The organism is Curtobacterium sp. S6 (genome assembly GCF_000710345.2).
GTDB lineage: Bacteria > Actinomycetota > Actinomycetes > Actinomycetales > Micrococcaceae > Rothia.
Genome location: NZ_JHEL01000015.1, coordinates 663435 through 679362 on the forward strand (window position 1 = coordinate 663435; position 15928 = coordinate 679362).

Below are 15928 nucleotides of genomic sequence, written 5' to 3' on the forward strand. Positions count from 1 at the left end.
TAGTTAGTCTCGCTCGGCGTGGCGGCCGCCCCAAATGCCACGTTCAAAGTTCTTCCGCCACAGCATGCCGTAGGTGTGGCTCAGCACCAGGTAAACCGCGGCGCTGAGCATCGGAAGCAACAGGGCGGTGTTGTAGCCCTGCGAATCCCCGAGCACGGCCCCCCACACGAGCCCGAGGCCCGTGCCACCGAGGAGGGCCGCAAAGGTCGAGGTCATGACAAGTTCGAGGGAATCGGACGGCGTCACCTTGGTGGCCACCGAATCGGTCACGATGAGGGCAATGCCCACCACGACGCCCAAGAACACCAGCGCGACCGCCATGGTGGGAATCGATCCGGGCATGGTCGCGGGCAGCGCGACGAGGGTCAAGGCGCATGCCCAGAAGAGCCAGGCGCCCCAGCTCGAGGTGCGAACCTGCAAGAGGTTGATGGATACCGCGGCTATCAGGGAGCTCAGCCCCAGGACCGCGTAGAGCAGGCCGACGCCTTCGACCGAATCAAAATTCTGGCTGAGGCTCACCAGGGAGGACTGCATGGATCCGAGGAGCAGCCCGAGGGTTCCCATGCCGAGCACCGGGAACCACATGAGCTTCCGCCGGACCCGGTTTCTCTCGATATCGCTCTCGCTCGCCTCCTGCGGCTTGGGCAGGGGCGTCGCGCTGTGCCGGAGCCGCGTCAGCGCGAAGGCGGTCACGGTCAGGACGTTGATCGCCGTCACGAGCAACAGCGTCGCGTGGGCGTGCCACAAGAGCGAGGCCACACCGGTCACCGCGGCCCCGAGGGCGGTGGCCACGACGTCGGCGACCGATTCGAAAGCCAGCGACGAGCTCAACAGCGATCGGTCGGCCAGACGGTGGGACTCCCCCGCCCACCGGATACGGGCCAGGGCAGCGACCGGCGCGGAGGTGGCGCCGGTGACCAGACAGGCGGCCAACAGGCTCGCCACCGACCCGCCTCCCGGCTCCTGGAGCTTAACGGACTCGCTGATGAGCCAGAAGATCGCGGCCACGTTGCTGAGGACGCAGAAGAGCAGGACGAGTCGCTGACCGAGTTTCTCGGCCACGATGCCGTAGATCGGCACGACGATCGCGATGCTGATCGCCACGACGCCCGCGGCAAAGCCTCCCAGAATGATCTCGTCCGTCCAGGAAACGATCATGATGAGGGTCCCGAGCGGCAACATGGCCACCGGAAGGCGCGCGATCACGGATATCGCGAGGTACCCGAGCCCCGCCAGCCCGGTGAGGAGCCGCAATCGTTCCATCGTGCTTTCGGACCCTCGCGGGGACCGTTGTATGGGCGCGCCCTCGGCCGCGGGGCTCGCCGAAGCGCGAGACGGCGATGCGTCGATGTCTTCATCGCTCCGTGGGGTAATGCTCATGCGGTCGTCGACTCCACCGAGGAACCCTGCGGGGCCCTCTTGATCTTCAGGTGCTCGGGAATTCTGGATTTCATGTCGGCCACGTGACTCACGAGCCCGATGACCCGTCCGTTCTCACGAAGGCCGTCGATGGCGTCCATGACGCCGTCGAGGGTGTCCTCGTCGAGGGAACCGAATCCCTCGTCCACAAAGAGTGTATCTATTTCGATCCCGCCCGCGCGGGCCTGCACGACATCGGCCAGCCCCAGGGCCAGGCACAGCGACGCCATAAAGGTTTCGCCGCCCGAGAGCGATCCGGTGGGCCTCGCCTCGGACGTCCAGGCGTCGAAGACCTCCAGGCCGAGCCCCGACTTCTGGCCCCGCCCGGCGGCGGCGTCGGTGTGTCGCAGGCTGTATCGGCCGTCCGTCATGGCGAGGAGGCGCACCGTCGCGGCGGCAGCGATCTCCTCGAGCTGGGCGGCGAGGATGAACGTGGTCAACGGCATCCGCTGCAGATTTTCGCTCCCTAGGCCTGAGGCAACATCCGAGAGATCTTTCAGCATGGTGGCCTGTTCCGAGGCCCGGCGCACGGCGTCCTGGAGATCACGATCCCGAGACGCGACCCGGCGCACGGTCTCCAGGCCGTTCCGGAAGAGGGTCTCCCTGCTGACCGATTCCTCGTGACGAGCGGACGCCTCCGAGGCCGCGCGTCGGGCTTCCGCGACCGACGCGGCGTCGGGGCGTTGCTCCTCGGAAGCAATGCGCTCGAGGAACCGTTGGTGCCACGTGGCCTTCCACGCCTCATCCCACCGGGCGGCCTCTTGTTCATCGCGCCGGATGGATTCTGCCAGGGCCGCACGCTCCGCGGGCCGGATCCTGGCTTCTCGGACGTGATCGAGATCCCGGAATCTGCTGGCGGCCAATCGCTCCCGGAGCGTGTGCTTCTGTTCGGTCTCGCTCTCGGCCGCGGTCTCAACCTGGCCTCGACGCACCGCGGTCTCCGCTCGCAGGGATTTCAATCGATCCACGCGCGCCGACATGGCCCGAATCGACTCTCGGTCGGGATAGCCCTCGAGATCCTCCGCGACCTTGTCACGGCGTTGTCGAAGCTCGTTGAGGCGTGACTCCAGGCCCGCTTTCTCGACGGCAAGGCTCTGGGCGCGTTCCTCCTCGGCGTGTAGCTCCTGGCCGTGGGCCGTGCGTTCCTGCCTCAATTCTTCGTCGCGGCGCTGAAGGGCCTCCAACTTCTCGTGCTCCTCGCGGGCCCGCCGGTCGGACTCCTCGGCCTCCGAGACGGTCGCCAGGGCCCCCTGCTCGTCGAGCTCCTTCAGACCGGCTCGGGTCTCCACGAGGCGTGTGTAGGTTGTCCGGGCGGCGGCTTCGGCCTGGTCGCGTTCTTCAACGGCCTGATCGATCTGCCGTTGGTCCACCGCTGATTCCCCGGCGGAATCCGGCCCGATCGCCGGTCGCGGGTGGTCCGTGGCGCCGCAGACGGGACAGGGCTGGTTCTCCTCTAGGTCCGCTGCCAAAACGTTGACGGCCTGTCGGAAACGGTCCGCCGTCAACACGTTGACCCGCTCTGCGGTCTCGCGACGCCGCCGTTCGGCGGCTTCCGCCTCGCGTGAGGCGCCCTCCACGGCCCGACGGGCTTCCTCCGCGCGCCGGGTGAGCCGAAGAATTCTCTCCGCCTCCCTGCGCGTGGCCGCGACGTCGGGCAGCGCGGCCAGTTTCTCCTGGATCGAGGCGGACTCCCGGTCCATGGCCTCGGCGGCGCGATGCAGCTGGTCCACGCGCGCCGCGCTGGCCGTGGCCCGCCGGTCGGCATCCTGCCACTGACGCGTGGGGTCGGCGAGCTCGCGGGTCAGTTGCTCGGATTCGGCGTATGTCCTTTCGACCCGGCGCAGGGCCTCTCCCCGTTGATCCAGCAATCGTCCATAGGCCTCGTCCGCCTCAGCGGATGGGGTCCACGGATCCTTCCAGTAGTCGGTCTCCGCCTGCTGTTCCGGTTCTTCGGCCCCGGCCAGCGTGGTGGACAGTGTCAGCAGGTCTCGCATCGCGTCGAGGGCCTCGTCCAAGCGTTCCCTCCGACGGCCGGTTTCCTCGCCGGCGAGCAGCGCACGCTCGTGAGCCTCGGCGACCGGCTCGGCCGCCTCCGCGGCCTCCGCCGCGGCGCGACGATCCTTCAGCGTACGGTCGGATTCCTGCACCGCGCGGCTGCGCTCTAGGAGTCGATCGTGTTCGGCCCATTCCTCCATGCTCTTCTCCATGGCCTCTACCGTGCGGCGCGCGGCGGAGACCTCCCGGGTGGAGTCGGTTCTCAGGGACTCGGCCCGTTGGGTCGCGTCGTGGAGAACCTGCTCGGCGCGGGCCAGGTCGATGACGCCGGCGGTCTGACCGGAATCCTCCGGCTCGATCTCCACCTCCAGCCGCTGCAGAAGCTCGGCGACTTCGCGGTGACCGGTTGCTACCTCACCGGCCAGGCCCCTGGCCTCCTCTTCCGCCCGGGCCGCCCGTTCCTTGAGCACCTCGCGGACGGAAGCGTAGACCTCCACCGGAAAGAGTTTGGCCAATAATTCTTCCCGATCGTTCGACGAGGCCGTCAGGAATCGCGCGAATCCTCCCTGCGGCAGCATCACGACCTGAGAGAACTGTTGCAACGTCAGGCCGAAGATCGCCTGGATCAGGCTGCCCGTTTCATCGTTGCGATACGAGAGGGCCTCCCACTCGGATGCGTCCTCGCTGGTGGCGCCCGGAGACCCCGCCGGGCGCCGGGAGAGGAGCACCTGGGCGGTTTGCTGGGTCCACCCCGACTTGGCCCTCGTCGAGGGCTTCTGCCATTCGGGGGAACGACGGATCAGGTACCGGTAGGAACCGACGCTGAATTCCAATTCGACGTACGGCGCGCTGCCCGGTGGGGCAAAATCCGAGTGCAGCCCCTTGGCCTTGCCCGTGGTCGAACGCGTCGTCGACCCGTAGAGGGCAAAACAGATCGCGTCGAAGATCGTGGATTTTCCTGCCCCTGTGGGCCCGCTCAGCAGGAAGAGGCCGGCCTCGTTGAGGCGTTCGAAGTCGATGCGCTCGGTGCCGGGAAAGGGCCCGATCGCGCTGAGTTCTAAACGGTGGATTCTCACGAGTTCTCCCCCTGTGATGAGTCGGTGCGTCGGTGATCCTCGGAAGCGGCCAGGCTCCGCTCGGCCTCGCGGATGCTGGCCGCGAGCTCTTCCCGCTCGGCCGGCTCCAGGCTCCGCCCCCGCACCTGCTCGTAGAATGCCTCACAGGTTTCCAGGGGAGAACGCGCTGCGGAAAGCTTGACGGCATAGCTGGATGCTTGGTCCCGTTCAAGCCCCGAGAAGGACAGCTCGAGGGTCTCCGGGAATCTGGTGCGTAAGCGTTCCATGGGATGTGCGGGCCGCTGGGCATCCGTGAGCGTCACCTGACAGAGACAAGATTCGGCCCAGGCGTACTCCTCGGAGGTCAGCAGCTCCTCGAACCTGCCGGACAGTCGGGCCAATCGCACCGTGTGGCGCCACTGACCTGGTTCGATGAGCAGTTCGGGGCCGGCGGTATCCAGCAGCCAGTACCCTTTGGTGTGCCGCGCCTCGGAGAAGGAGAACGCCAGCGGGGAACCGCTGTATCTCACGGTGGGAAGCACCGTCTGGCGTCCGTGAAGGTGTCCGAGCGCCGCGTAATCGAACTTTTCGAAAATCTTGCCGGAGACCACCCCGAGGTTTCCGGAATCGAGAACCCTTTCCGACTCGCTGCCCACGGCCCCGTGGGCAAAGCAGTGCGCCATGATCAGCGCGTGGGGCGCGTCCCTCGACTGGCGGTCCTCCCAGGCCTGCTCGACGGCCGCGGTCAAGACCGCATGGTGTGTCGGCTCGGTGCCGAGAACTCCCGCGGAGGACCGGGGGTCAAGGTAGGGAATTCCGTACACGAGGGTCCCGTCCTCCAATGTCACGGGCCTGGCGACGTCCCGCACGTGGGTCCTCAGGTGAACGCCGACATCTTCCAGGAGCTCCGAGGCGAAACCGAGCCTCGCCGGGGAGTCGTGGTTGCCACTGGTGATGACGACCTCGATCCCGCGGCGCCGAAGCTCCTTAAGCAACCGAGAAAACTGATCGATCACGTCGGTGCGCGGTGAGGCCTGGTCGTAGACGTCGCCGGAGATGAGCACGGCACCGACGCCTTCGGCCTCGCACACATCGATCAGCTCGCGGCACAGCGCCTCGTGATCCCGAAAGAGAGATCGCCCGTGGAAAGACCGGCCAAGGTGGAGGTCCGAGGTGTGAAGGATTCTCATGCCTTCAACCTAACCCGATGGACTGACAACTTAGCGACTCCCGGCCCCCTCGGTGAACCCGGATAGGATGGGAACCATGTCTGTCCACGGCGGCGATCTCCCCCACCTCGATCCTCACGAGCACGGCTACGCGGACATCCTGCGTCGCGTGCTCATCCCGGCGACGGCCGTCGAGCCGCGGTTGGCCCTCGGCCCCACGGCGACGCTCGCGGGCCTGTCCGAGGTCCTCTCCTGGGCGCTACGCGGCCAGGGTGCCGACGAGACGGCCTCGGTGTGGATCGAAAACCTGCGGTGGGCTCGTTGTTTGGGGCTGCGCCTCGACGAAGGAGCTCCGGTGCCTCCCACCGCGCGGTGGGAACCAACCGCTCCGCAGGCGCGGGGCTGCGGGATCGACGACGCCGATGCGGCGACCCGCGAGGCCTTGCCCAAGGCCCAGATGCAATACCCCGCGCGTCACGATCTTCCGTGGGCGGATTCCGCGGCCTTCCTGCCCCGGCTCGTTCCCGTGGCCTTGTTCCCGGTCGATTCGCTCGCGCACGTCGGGCAGCTGGCGGTTAACATCACGGCGCTCACGCACGGATCTCCCGAAGCCCTGGCCACGGGCATGACCTGGACCTTACTTCTGCGCTCGTTGCTCGGCGCCCGGGACGACGCTGCCTCGGATGAGCAGCTGATTCTCGACGGTTGTTCGCGATGCCTCGATCTGATGCCTCCCGCGGGGTCCCCCGGCGGGCCTCAGGGATTGCGCAGCCAATACGCCGCGATGGGAGGGTCACTGACCGGGTTAGGAGCGATCTACGCCGCGGCGCCCCGCACGGTGGCGATGCTCCGCGACGTCGTCGGTCTCGAGCCGCTGGCCGAGGACCCGGCGGCAACCGGCGGGCCTGCCTGCGTCGAGGTTCTTCGGCGGGCCCTCACCGCGCTTCTCGGCGAGGAGGGGGAGCCTCCGAGACGCGATGCCGCGTTCGGGCTCGGACATGTCCTGCGCGGTGCCCTCGGCCACGAGACCGCCGGGGCGGAAGACGCCGCGTCGGATCCTTCGGCCATCGATTCGTTGACGTTGGTCTGGAATCAGTGGCTGGGTCTGGTGCGTGACTGGGAGCCCGCGGCGTCCTGACGACCGGTTTCCCCTCGGAACCCGACTGCCGACGCCCGTCAGGCGCGCCTACCAGGGCAACTCGGACCGGTGCTCGGCGAACCACGCATCGGTCCTCTCGAGCGACTGGCGGAGGATCGCGCCGCCCCCGCCGTTGACGATCACGTAACCGACCGATTGCAACGGCATGAGGCGGTGAATGACCTTCGCGCGGGCTGCCCAGTCTTTGCCCACGCACTTGGTCAGGACATCCCAGCCGTACCAGTTGGCGGCCGAGGCGATATCCCAGGCAGGATCCCCGACGGCCGCGTGGTCCCAGTCGATGACGCCGGTTAATTTGTCCTTGGTCCACAGAATATTGTGTCCGGAGAAGTCTCCGTGGATGACCCGAGGCTCGACCGGGTCCAGGTCCAGGACGTCGTCGACGATCCGGTGGGCCATGCGCTGGTTTTCGGTGAACAGACGGGGAATCACGGTCTCCCGCAGGGTCTGCTCCCAATCGTCGCCGCCCCAGTGGTGATGGGTCTTCTCCACGTAAGGGGCCAGCTGGACGGTGTCGATCCGCCCGATAGCTCGCAGAGCCCTCCCGAGTTGTCGGGCGGGCGCCGGGCCGATGTCCCGTGCCTCTCCGGGGATCCAGGTCAGGCCAACGGCCGTGAACCCTGCCCTGGTGATCACGCGGGTCAACGGACGCGGCAACTCGAACGGCAGATCGCGGGGCAACGCCCGGAGTATGCGCACCCGCCGGTCCATCGCCACGGCGGAGTCGTGGCCCTTGGCGACCCGCACCGACAACAGGTGCCCGGCGTTGACCACGATGTGGGCGGAACCGTTGGAGTGGACGTCCCAGTCTTCAGGGTCGACGCTGACGCCGGCCTGGTCCAAAACGGCCTTGATGAGGGGGAAGTATCGCATCTGGGCGAACCGGGACATGTGGGACACGGAGACTACCTTTGAGCAAGATCCGAAGACAACGCCGCGTGGACGTGTGGAACGATGGCCGCGAAGGCCCTGGCCCGATGGCTGATGGAGTTTTTCCTCGCCGCCGAGATCTGGGCCGCGGTCAGGCCCTTCTCCTCGCCGGTGAGCTCGGTCGGGATGAAGATCGGATCGTAGCCGAAGCCTCCCTGACCGGCGATCTCCCGGGCCAGCCGGCCCGGCATCTCGCCGTGCTCGACGGCCGAAAAACCCGCCGGCGACGCCACGCTCGCGGCACAGTGAAAGTGGGCGCCGCGGTGTTCGTCGCCGATATCGGACAGCTGGGCCAGCAGCAGGTCGATATTGGCCGCGTCGTCCCCGTGACGACCCGACCACCGGGCCGAGAAGATCCCCGGAGCCCCGTTCAGGACATCGACGCACAGCCCGGAATCGTCCGCGATCGCCACCAGACCCGTCTGGTGGGCGACGGCGCGCGCCTTGAGCAACGAATTCTCCGCGAAGGTCACGCCGGTCTCGGCGACGTCATCGGCTCCGACGGCCCCAGCGTCGACCACTTGCGTGTCCACGTCGAGACCGTCGATGCGGCCGCGCAGAAGCTCCCGAAGCTCGACCAGCTTCCCGGCGTTGTGGCTCGCCAGAACGATCAGGGGCGCGGATTCGGACGTCGCGGTCACAGCGAATCGCCCAGGGTCTGCCGCTGGATCGCGGCGAGCTGCTCGGTTCCGGTGAGCGCGAGGTCCAAGAGCGCGTTGAGCTCGTCTCGGACGAACGGCGTGCCCTCGGCGGTGCCTTGCACCTCGACGAACGAGCCGGATCCGGTGACGACGACGTTCATGTCGGTCTCCGCACGGACGTCCTCGACGTAGGGCAGGTCGAGCATGGGGGTGCCGTCGATGATGCCGACCGATACCGCCGAGACCGAATCCGTCAGGGGTTGCCGGCGCCGATCCACGATGCCCTCGCGCTGTGACCACGCGATGGCCTCGGCGAGCGCGACGTAGGCCCCGGTGATCGCCGCGGTGCGCGTTCCGCCGTCGGCTTGCAGGACATCGCAGTCCAGCACCACGGTGTTTTCCCCGAGCGCCCGAGTATCGATGACGGCGCGCAAGGAGCGTCCGATGAGTCGGGAGATTTCGTGCGTGCGTCCGCCGATCTTTCCCTTCACGGATTCCCTCGCGGATCGCGTGCTGGTGGCACGCGGCAACATCGCGTATTCCGCGGTCACCCATCCTTTGCCTTCACCCTTGAGCCAGCGGGGCACGCCTTCGGTGAGCGAGGCCGTGCAGAGCACTCGGGTATTGCCGAATTCGATGAGGGCGGAGCCTTCGGCGTTTTGTGACCATCCTCGGGTGATGGAGATCGGCCGGAGTTCGTCGACGGCCCTTCCGTCCGCTCGCGTGGGTGCGTTGGTCGCGGGGGTCTGTGAAGTCATGATGTCACCTTACCGCCGTCCGCCCGCAGGTTCCTGTCCTGAGCGACGATTCCTCCGGCATGTTTCGGCCACCTCGGAATCGTCACACGGTGTAGTGCCCCAGGGGCGTGACGACGTCGATCGGGCCGGCGAAGTACTGCCGTGCTTCGGCGAGCGCGGTCTCCGGGTCGTTCCAGATGGGGAGGTGGGTCAGTAGGAGGCGACGAGCCCCGGCGTCGTGGGCCGTCTGGCCGGCCCGGGCCCCGGTCAGGTGGATGCCGCGGATCGCGTCGTCGCGGCCTTCCATGTACGCGGCCTCGCACAGGAACACATCGGCCTCCCGGGCGGACCGGGTCAGCCCCTCGCAGGCGTCCGAGTCTCCCGAGTAGGTGAGCACCGTCTCGCCGTCGGCCGTCTTTTCGGTCACCCTCAGGGCGTACGGCTCCTCGATCGGGTGTAGCACCCGGTACGGCTCGATCGTGAAGGGACCGATGGTCACCGGGGTGTGCTCGGCCCAATCGTGGAAGTCGATCTGGTCTTTGAGGATGTCCGCCGAGGGCATGCTGTGGGTTCGCGCCAGGTAGTCGCCCATTCCGGCGGGCGCCCACACGGAGATCTGACCGCCTTTCCAACCTCGCGGATCCCAGCGTGCCGCGATGTAGAACCCCGCCAGATCCACGCAGTGATCCGGGTGAAGGTGGCTGATCAACACGGCGTCGATCTCGCTCAAGTCGAGGTGCTTTTGCAGTTCCCCGAGCGATCCGCTGCCCATGTCCAGGAGGACGCGCCACGTGCGGCCCGCCCCATCCGTGGAGGTGAGCAGGTAGCAGGACGCGGGAGAATCGGGACCGGCGAAGGAGCCGGTGCAACCGATGACCTTCAGTTCCATGGTGGTACCTCTCGATCCCTGGGGATCTCGTCGTTACCGGGCGTCTCCCGGAAGGTGGCGTCCCGGCGACTCGTTCTCACGGGTTCGGGCGGTGTGTGACGGACTCACGACCGTTCGGGCCTGGTCCCGTCGGTCGTGTGACACGACGGCCAGGGAGGCCGTCGGGAAGGAGTCCGCGAAATTCTTGGCGTGTCGCACGTGGGAGACTTCCGGCCCCAAGAATCGCCGGGCGACCTTTTCGAAGGATTCCGGGTCTCCCGTGGCCACGAATTCGTGGCTCGGCGGCGTGGGCTCGTGGCGCAAAAGGTTCTGGTTGGTCAACGCCCGGAAGAGGTCCTTCGCGGTCTCTTCCGACGAGGTCACCAGGGTCACGGACTCTCCCATGACGTAGGAGATCGCTCCGGTCAGCAAGGGATAGTGGGTGCAGCCCAGGACTACCGTGTCGGCCCCCGATTCCTGGATGGGTGCCAGGTGGCGCTCGACGATCTCTAGGAGCTCCGGCCCCGAGGTAATGCCTCGTTCCACGAACTCCACGAACTCGGGGCAGGCCTCGGATCGGATCGACAGGTGGGGGGCGGCGGCGAAGGTGTCTTCGTAGGCACGGGACGCGATGGTCGCCGCGGTGCCCAGGACGCCGATGTAACCGTTGCGCGTCGCGGCGACGGCCCTCCGGACGGCCGGTTGGATGACCTCGATGACGGGGATGCCGTAGTTGCGGGTATACCGTTCTCGGGCATCCCGCAGGACGGCCGCCGAGGCCGTGTTGCAGGCGATGACCAACGCCTTGACCCCCGAGTCGACCAGGTCGTCCATGACGCGAAGGGCGTTGGCGCGCACCTGGGCGATCGGCAAGGGGCCGTAGGGCCCGTTGGCGGTATCGCCCACGTAGATGATCTTTTCCTGGGGCAACTGATCCATGATGGCCCGGGCGACCGTGAGCCCTCCGACGCCGGAGTCGAAGACGCCGATGGGTGCGCCCGGAGTCGGGATTGCCGGAGCGGCGCTGCCCCACACCGTCATCTGCGGTGAGTCGTCGATTGGGTTCAGGCTATTCATAGTGCTTTCGAGGGTAACGGTAAGTGCCCTGATCAGGGGCATCAATGACGTTTTTTCTTCGCCATTGCGTCAAACTTCACCCTGCTCACGGCATGGCGTGAGGGCCTCGGGCTAGTCGAGGTCCGCGAGCATGGCTTCGACGAGCGAGTCCTGTAGCCAGGAGACGAATTGATAGACCAGTGCCATGTACGACTCGACGTCGTGAGCCTGGGACCAGTCCGTGTACGAGGCGATGCGCTGGGCGTCTTCTTCCGAGTCGATGCCCAGCCGCGCGGCTAAGACGAGCCGGACGTCGTTGAGAGCCGCGGCGAAGGCCATGGCGTGTTCCGGGTTGAGCACCAGCTTGGGAGACTCGCAGTCCATGGCCGCCATGCGCAGGTGACCGATCTTGCTCTCCCGGACGTTACGTTCGGTCAGGCGACGAAATTCCGTCGCCTGTTCATCGTCGTCGCTCGCCTGAGGGAGGAGGCGTCGCAGGGCCGGGTCCTCGGGAATCTCCGGATCCTCGGTGATCCCCACCAGGGCTTCCAGCGGATCGCCGCCCTCCGCGTCGGGCTCGGGTTCCAACGTCGTGATGACGTCACGGAACAACTTGATCAGCAGTTCCCGCTCGGGCCCTTCCAGGGCCCCGACGATGCCTTTGCGCCCGTTCTTGAATTCTTTGGCCATGCTTATTCTCCACCGTCCTTCTCGAAGGTTGCCCACAGACCGTACCCGTGCATCGCGCTCGTGTGACGTTCCGCTTCTTCGCGACCGCCCGTGAAGACGGTCGCCTTGCCTTCTTGGTGAACCGCCATCATCAGCGTGCGGGCCTTGGACTCGGAGTAGCCAAAGTGGGCCCGGAACACATAGGTCACGTAGCTCATGAGGTTCACGGGGTCGTTCCAGACGATCACCCGCCAGGGGGTATCCGCCTCGGTGCGTTCGAGCAGCCCGAGCCCGCCCTGCGGCGAGAGCTCCCCTTCCGACTCGTTGGGTACGGATGGGTTCCGAGAAGAGTGACAGACCATAGTTCCTCGAGTCTACCGCCGTTGCGCCGCCTCATTGGCCAGCTTCCGCCGGATGAGTACCCTTGAGGGGTGACTCATGACTCCCCCGCGCTCCTGACGGACCACTACGAACTCACCATGCTCCAGGCGGCCATCCGCGCCGGGATGCACCAACGGCGGTGCGTGTTCGAAACTTTCACCCGGCGCTTGCCGCACGGCCGGCGGTACGGAATCCTCGCCGGAACGGGCCGATTCTTGGAGCAGCTGGCGAACTTCACGTTCGACGGCCGGCAGCTCGCGTTCTTGGAGGAGGCCAAGGTCGTCGACGGGCCCACGCTCGAGTACCTGTCCGATTTTCGCTTCACGGGAACCATCCGCGGCTACGGCGAGGGCGAGGCCTTCTTCCCCCACTCGCCCGTGCTCCAGGTCGAGGCGCCCTTCGCCGAGGCCTGCGTGCTGGAAACACTCATCCTGTCGATCCTGAACTTTGACTCCGCCATCGCCTCCGCGGCCTCGCGCATGACGGGCGCGGCCGGTTCGCGCCCGTGCCTGGAGATGGGGTCCCGCCGGGCCCACGAGGAGGCGGCCGTGGCCGCCGCCCGGGCCGCGGTCATCGCCGGTTTCGTGGGCACCTCGAACCTCGAGGCCGGGTACCGCTACGGCCTGAAGACCATCGGCACCTCCGCGCACGCCTTTACCCTCCTGTTCGACGGCGAAGAGGACGCCTTCCAGGCCCAATTGGATTCCTTGGGCATCGATACCACCTTGCTGGTCGATACCTACGATGTCGAGCGGGCCGTCCGTACGGCCGTTCGGCTCGCGGGCCCTCGGCTCGGGGCCGTCCGGCTAGACTCGGGTGATCTCGGCACGCAGGCGGTGGCTCTGCGCGAGCTTCTCGACTCCCTCGGAAACCGGGATACCAAGATCACGGTCACCTCAGACCTGGACGAATACGCCATCGCCGGCCTCGCGGCCGCCCCCGTGGATTCCTACGGCGTTGGGACTCGCCTGGTCACCGGCTCGGGCGCGCCGACCTCGTCGATGGTCTACAAGCTCGTCGCCCGCGAGAATTCCTCCGGCGAGATGATCTCCGTGGCCAAAAAGTCCCAGGGCAAGGGCTCGATCGGCGGGGAAAAGCACGCCGGCCGCCGCCGCGACGACCACGGCGTCGCCGTCGCCGAATCCGTCGCCCTGGACCCCTCCCTGTTGACCGCGGGGAATTATCGGCCGTTGATGCGCACGCTGGTCTCGGACGGCAGGATTCTTCCCGGAGCCACCGGCGCCGAGGGCGTGCGCGCGGCGGCCGATCGGCGCGCGGCGACGATCGCGGAATTGCCTCGCGCGATTCGGCGCCTGTCCGAGGGAGACCCCGCGATTCCGACGGAATTTTTGGACCACTGACCCGCAAGTCATCAGGCGCAACCCCCGCCTCGTGCCTCTTCCCCACCCGATGAAAGGGATCTCATGACCCGAGCACTGCTCATCGTCGATGTTCAGAACGATTTTTGCCCCGGAGGCCCGCTGGCCACCTCGAGGGGTGCCGAGGTCGCCGCGGACATCTCGGCGTTCCTCCAGACCCATCACGCCGCCTACGACGTCGTGGTCACCACGCAGGACTGGCATATCGAGCCGGGCACTCATTTCAGCGAGAACCCCGATTTTCGTGAATCCTGGCCCGTTCACTGCCTCGCGAATTCTCCCGGGGCCGCGTTCCATCCCGATTTCGACACCGAATTCGTCGACGCGATGTTCCGCAAGGGTGAATACGAGGCCGCGTATTCGGGCTTCGAAGGCCTCCTGGCCCCGGAGGACTCCGTGATGACCGGCGAACACGAGCCCGGCCACATGCCCGAGGACACCCTCAAGGTGTCCCTCGACGATTGGCTGCAGGAACACGACGTCACGGACGTCGACGTCGCCGGCCTCGCGACCGACTACTGCGTCAAGGCGACCGCGATCGATGCAACGGACGCGGGATACGAGACCCGCGTCCTCGTCGACCTGACCTCGGGAGTTGCCGAAGAGACCACGCAGGAGGCCCTGGAGGATATGGAAGACGCGGGCATCGAGGTCACCGAATCGACTACCGTCGGCCGATGAACCACCGCTGAAGGGTGGCAATGCGTGACTGAATCTGTTCGGCCGTCGCCTGGGCGACCGGCGGGCCACCGCATTCCCGCCTGAGGGCGTTGTGCACCGCACCGTGCGGTTCGCCCGTGCGAGCGGCCCACGCGGAGACGTTCTTGGCGAGCTTCTGCCGGAGGTCTTTGAGCTGCCGGTGGTCCGGCACGGAGGGCGCGGCCGCGGGCTTGTGGGCCTGGCCCCTGGATTGCTCGTGGCGTTGCTTGAGCAACGTGCCGACCTGGTCGGCGTCGAGCAGCCCGGGGATACCCAGGAAGTCCTGGTCGTCGGAGCCGACCTCGTATCCCTGGTAGTCCTCCCCGTCGAACATCACGCCGTGGAAGGACGCCTGGGATCCGATCGCCTCGAATTTCCCGGACGCCAATCGGGAACTGGCCTTCTCCTCGGCGTTGGCTTCATCGATCAGATGGTCGTCCAGGCCCTCGTCGGCGGCGATAATGTCCACCTCATCGGGCTGCTCCTTGAGGTCCAACGCGTGGTCCCGCTCGGCTTCCATCTCTTGGGCGAGGTACATGAGGATCGGAACCGACGGCAGAAAGACCGAGGCCGTCTCTCCCCTCTTCCGCGCACGCACAAAACGCCCGATGGCCTGGGCAAAGAACAGTGGCGTCGAGGTCGAGGTAGCGTACACACCCACGGCCAACCGGGGAACGTCGACGCCTTCGGAGACCATGCGGACCGCGACCATCCACCGGTCCTCGGATTCCGAAAAACGATCGATTTGAGCGGAGGCGGTCTTGTCGTCCGACAGCACGAGGGTCGGTTTGGTTCCGGAAATTTTTTCGAGCCGCTCCGCATAGGCGCGGGCATCGTCGTGGTTCGACGCGATCACGAGCCCACCGGCGTCCGGCACGGTCCGCCGGACCTCGCTGAGCCGGCTGTCGGCCGCCGCCAGAACCGACGGAATCCATTCGCCCCGCGGGTCCAACGCGGTCCGCCAGGCCTGGGCGGTGATGTCCTTGGTGAAGCCTTCGCCCAGGTCCGCTGCCATCTCTTCGCCCGAGCTGGTCCTCCACCGCATCTGTCCGGAATAGGCCATGAAGATCACCGGACGGACCACGTGGTCCGAGAGCGCCGGGCCGTAGCCATAGGAGTAGTCCGATTGCGAGCGCAGCAGGCCCTCCTGATCGCGCTCGTACCGGACGAAGGGGATCTGCGAGGAGTCGGACCGGAACGGCGTACCGGTCAGGGCCAGTCGGCGGTATGCGGGGTCAAATGCTTCCTGGAGTCCATCGCCCCAGGACAACGCGTCGCCCGCGTGGTGAATCTCGTCGAGGATCACCAGGGTCCGGGCGTTTTCCGTGCGGGCCCGGTGCAAGAGCGGCTTATTGGCCACCTGTGCGTAGGTCAGGGCCACGCCGGAATACCCCTGCGCGTGGTGTCCGTCGGAATTCTTGAAATTGGGATCGATCGCGATGCCCACGCGCGCGGCGGCGTCGGCCCACTGCGACTTCAGGTGATCCGTGGGAGCGACGACGGTCAGGCGCGAGACGCTGCCGCGGTCCATGAGCTCCTTGGCCACCCGCAGGGCGAAGGTGGTCTTACCGGCCCCGGGGGTCGCCACGGCCATGAAATCTCGCGGCTCGGTTTCGAAGTATTTTTCCAGTGCCTCGGCCTGCCAGGCGCGAAGCTTCGGTGCCGTGCCCCATGCGGCTCGATCCGGGTATGCGGGCGGCAGGTCTGCTCCTGCCCCGCCGAAGAGGGACGGCTGGGAGAGTTCTTCGGACACGAGGGACTGATCACTCCT

14 protein-coding genes are annotated in these 15928 nt (G+C 66.9%); 3 read left to right on the plus strand and 11 right to left on the minus strand.

The annotated features are described in order from the left end of the window. Window positions 1-3 precede the first annotated feature (3 nt). The 3 genes from CURSPS6_RS05260 to CURSPS6_RS05270 are packed head-to-tail and all read right to left on the minus strand — an operon-like array spanning window position 4 to window position 5659. The gene (locus CURSPS6_RS05260) at window positions 4-1380 is read right to left on the minus strand and encodes a hypothetical protein (protein ID WP_152978060.1); all 1377 of its coding nucleotides are present in this window, start codon (window positions 1378-1380) and stop codon (window positions 4-6) included. Continuing rightward, window positions 1377-4490 carry an AAA family ATPase gene (locus tag CURSPS6_RS05265; protein ID WP_030014645.1) on the minus strand — a complete coding sequence of 1038 codons (3114 nt, stop codon included), beginning with the start codon at window positions 4488-4490 and terminating at the stop codon, window positions 1377-1379. The genes CURSPS6_RS05260 and CURSPS6_RS05265 overlap by 4 nt, the downstream gene beginning before the upstream one ends. After that, window positions 4487-5659 (minus strand): exonuclease SbcCD subunit D, encoded by a 1173-nt coding sequence (locus CURSPS6_RS05270; protein WP_082470102.1) that lies wholly within the window; start codon window positions 5657-5659, stop codon window positions 4487-4489. The genes CURSPS6_RS05265 and CURSPS6_RS05270 overlap by 4 nt, the downstream gene beginning before the upstream one ends. Before the next feature lie 76 nt (window positions 5660-5735). Here CURSPS6_RS05270 and CURSPS6_RS05275 point away from each other — a divergent pair, with 76 nt between their 5' ends. Then, complete coding sequence (locus CURSPS6_RS05275) at window positions 5736-6776, plus strand: ADP-ribosylglycohydrolase family protein (RefSeq protein WP_030014648.1); 1041 nt, start codon at window positions 5736-5738, stop codon at window positions 6774-6776. A gap of 48 nt (window positions 6777-6824) precedes the next feature. Here the strand turns inward: CURSPS6_RS05275 and CURSPS6_RS05280 are convergent, their stop codons facing one another. The 7 genes from CURSPS6_RS05280 to clpS all read right to left on the minus strand — a co-directional run bounded on the left by CURSPS6_RS05280 (window position 6825) and on the right by clpS (window position 12060). After that, on the minus strand, window positions 6825-7688 hold the full coding sequence (locus CURSPS6_RS05280) for a phosphotransferase family protein (RefSeq protein ID WP_051687650.1): 864 nt from the start codon (window positions 7686-7688) through the stop codon (window positions 6825-6827). Window positions 7689-7702: 14 nt separating this feature from the next. Next, complete coding sequence (gene rdgB / locus CURSPS6_RS05285) at window positions 7703-8368, minus strand: RdgB/HAM1 family non-canonical purine NTP pyrophosphatase (protein WP_030014651.1); 666 nt, start codon at window positions 8366-8368, stop codon at window positions 7703-7705. Then, a complete protein-coding gene (gene rph / locus CURSPS6_RS05290; RefSeq protein ID WP_030014652.1) occupies window positions 8365-9126 on the minus strand; it encodes a ribonuclease PH in 762 nt (253 codons plus the stop codon). Before rph ends, rdgB begins: the two co-directional genes overlap by 4 nt. A gap of 82 nt (window positions 9127-9208) precedes the next feature. Next, window positions 9209-9994, minus strand: a complete 786-nt coding sequence (locus tag CURSPS6_RS05295; RefSeq protein WP_030014654.1) for an MBL fold metallo-hydrolase — start codon at window positions 9992-9994, stop codon at window positions 9209-9211. Between the two features lie 33 nt (window positions 9995-10027). Further along, a complete protein-coding gene (gene murI, locus CURSPS6_RS05300; protein ID WP_235503730.1) occupies window positions 10028-11014 on the minus strand; it encodes a glutamate racemase in 987 nt (328 codons plus the stop codon). A gap of 147 nt (window positions 11015-11161) precedes the next feature. Further along, window positions 11162-11719: a DUF2017 domain-containing protein gene (locus CURSPS6_RS05305; protein ID WP_030014656.1), complete on the minus strand. Its 558-nt coding sequence runs from the start codon at window positions 11717-11719 to the stop codon at window positions 11162-11164. A 2-nt stretch (window positions 11720-11721) separates the two neighbouring features. Next, complete coding sequence (clpS, locus tag CURSPS6_RS05310) at window positions 11722-12060, minus strand: ATP-dependent Clp protease adapter ClpS (protein WP_035810221.1); 339 nt, start codon at window positions 12058-12060, stop codon at window positions 11722-11724. 69 nt (window positions 12061-12129) lie between these two features. Between clpS and CURSPS6_RS05315 the strand changes: the two genes are divergently transcribed. After that, window positions 12130-13440 (plus strand): nicotinate phosphoribosyltransferase, encoded by a 1311-nt coding sequence (locus CURSPS6_RS05315; protein ID WP_030014658.1) that lies wholly within the window; start codon window positions 12130-12132, stop codon window positions 13438-13440. Between the two features lie 63 nt (window positions 13441-13503). Next, window positions 13504-14139: an isochorismatase family protein gene (locus CURSPS6_RS05320; protein ID WP_030014659.1), complete on the plus strand. Its 636-nt coding sequence runs from the start codon at window positions 13504-13506 to the stop codon at window positions 14137-14139. Here CURSPS6_RS05320 and CURSPS6_RS05325 read toward each other — a convergent pair. Further along, complete coding sequence (locus CURSPS6_RS05325) at window positions 14123-15910, minus strand: DEAD/DEAH box helicase (protein WP_030014660.1); 1788 nt, start codon at window positions 15908-15910, stop codon at window positions 14123-14125. The two genes, CURSPS6_RS05320 and CURSPS6_RS05325, sit on opposite strands and share 17 nt — an antisense overlap. Window positions 15911-15928: the final 18 nt, after the last annotated feature.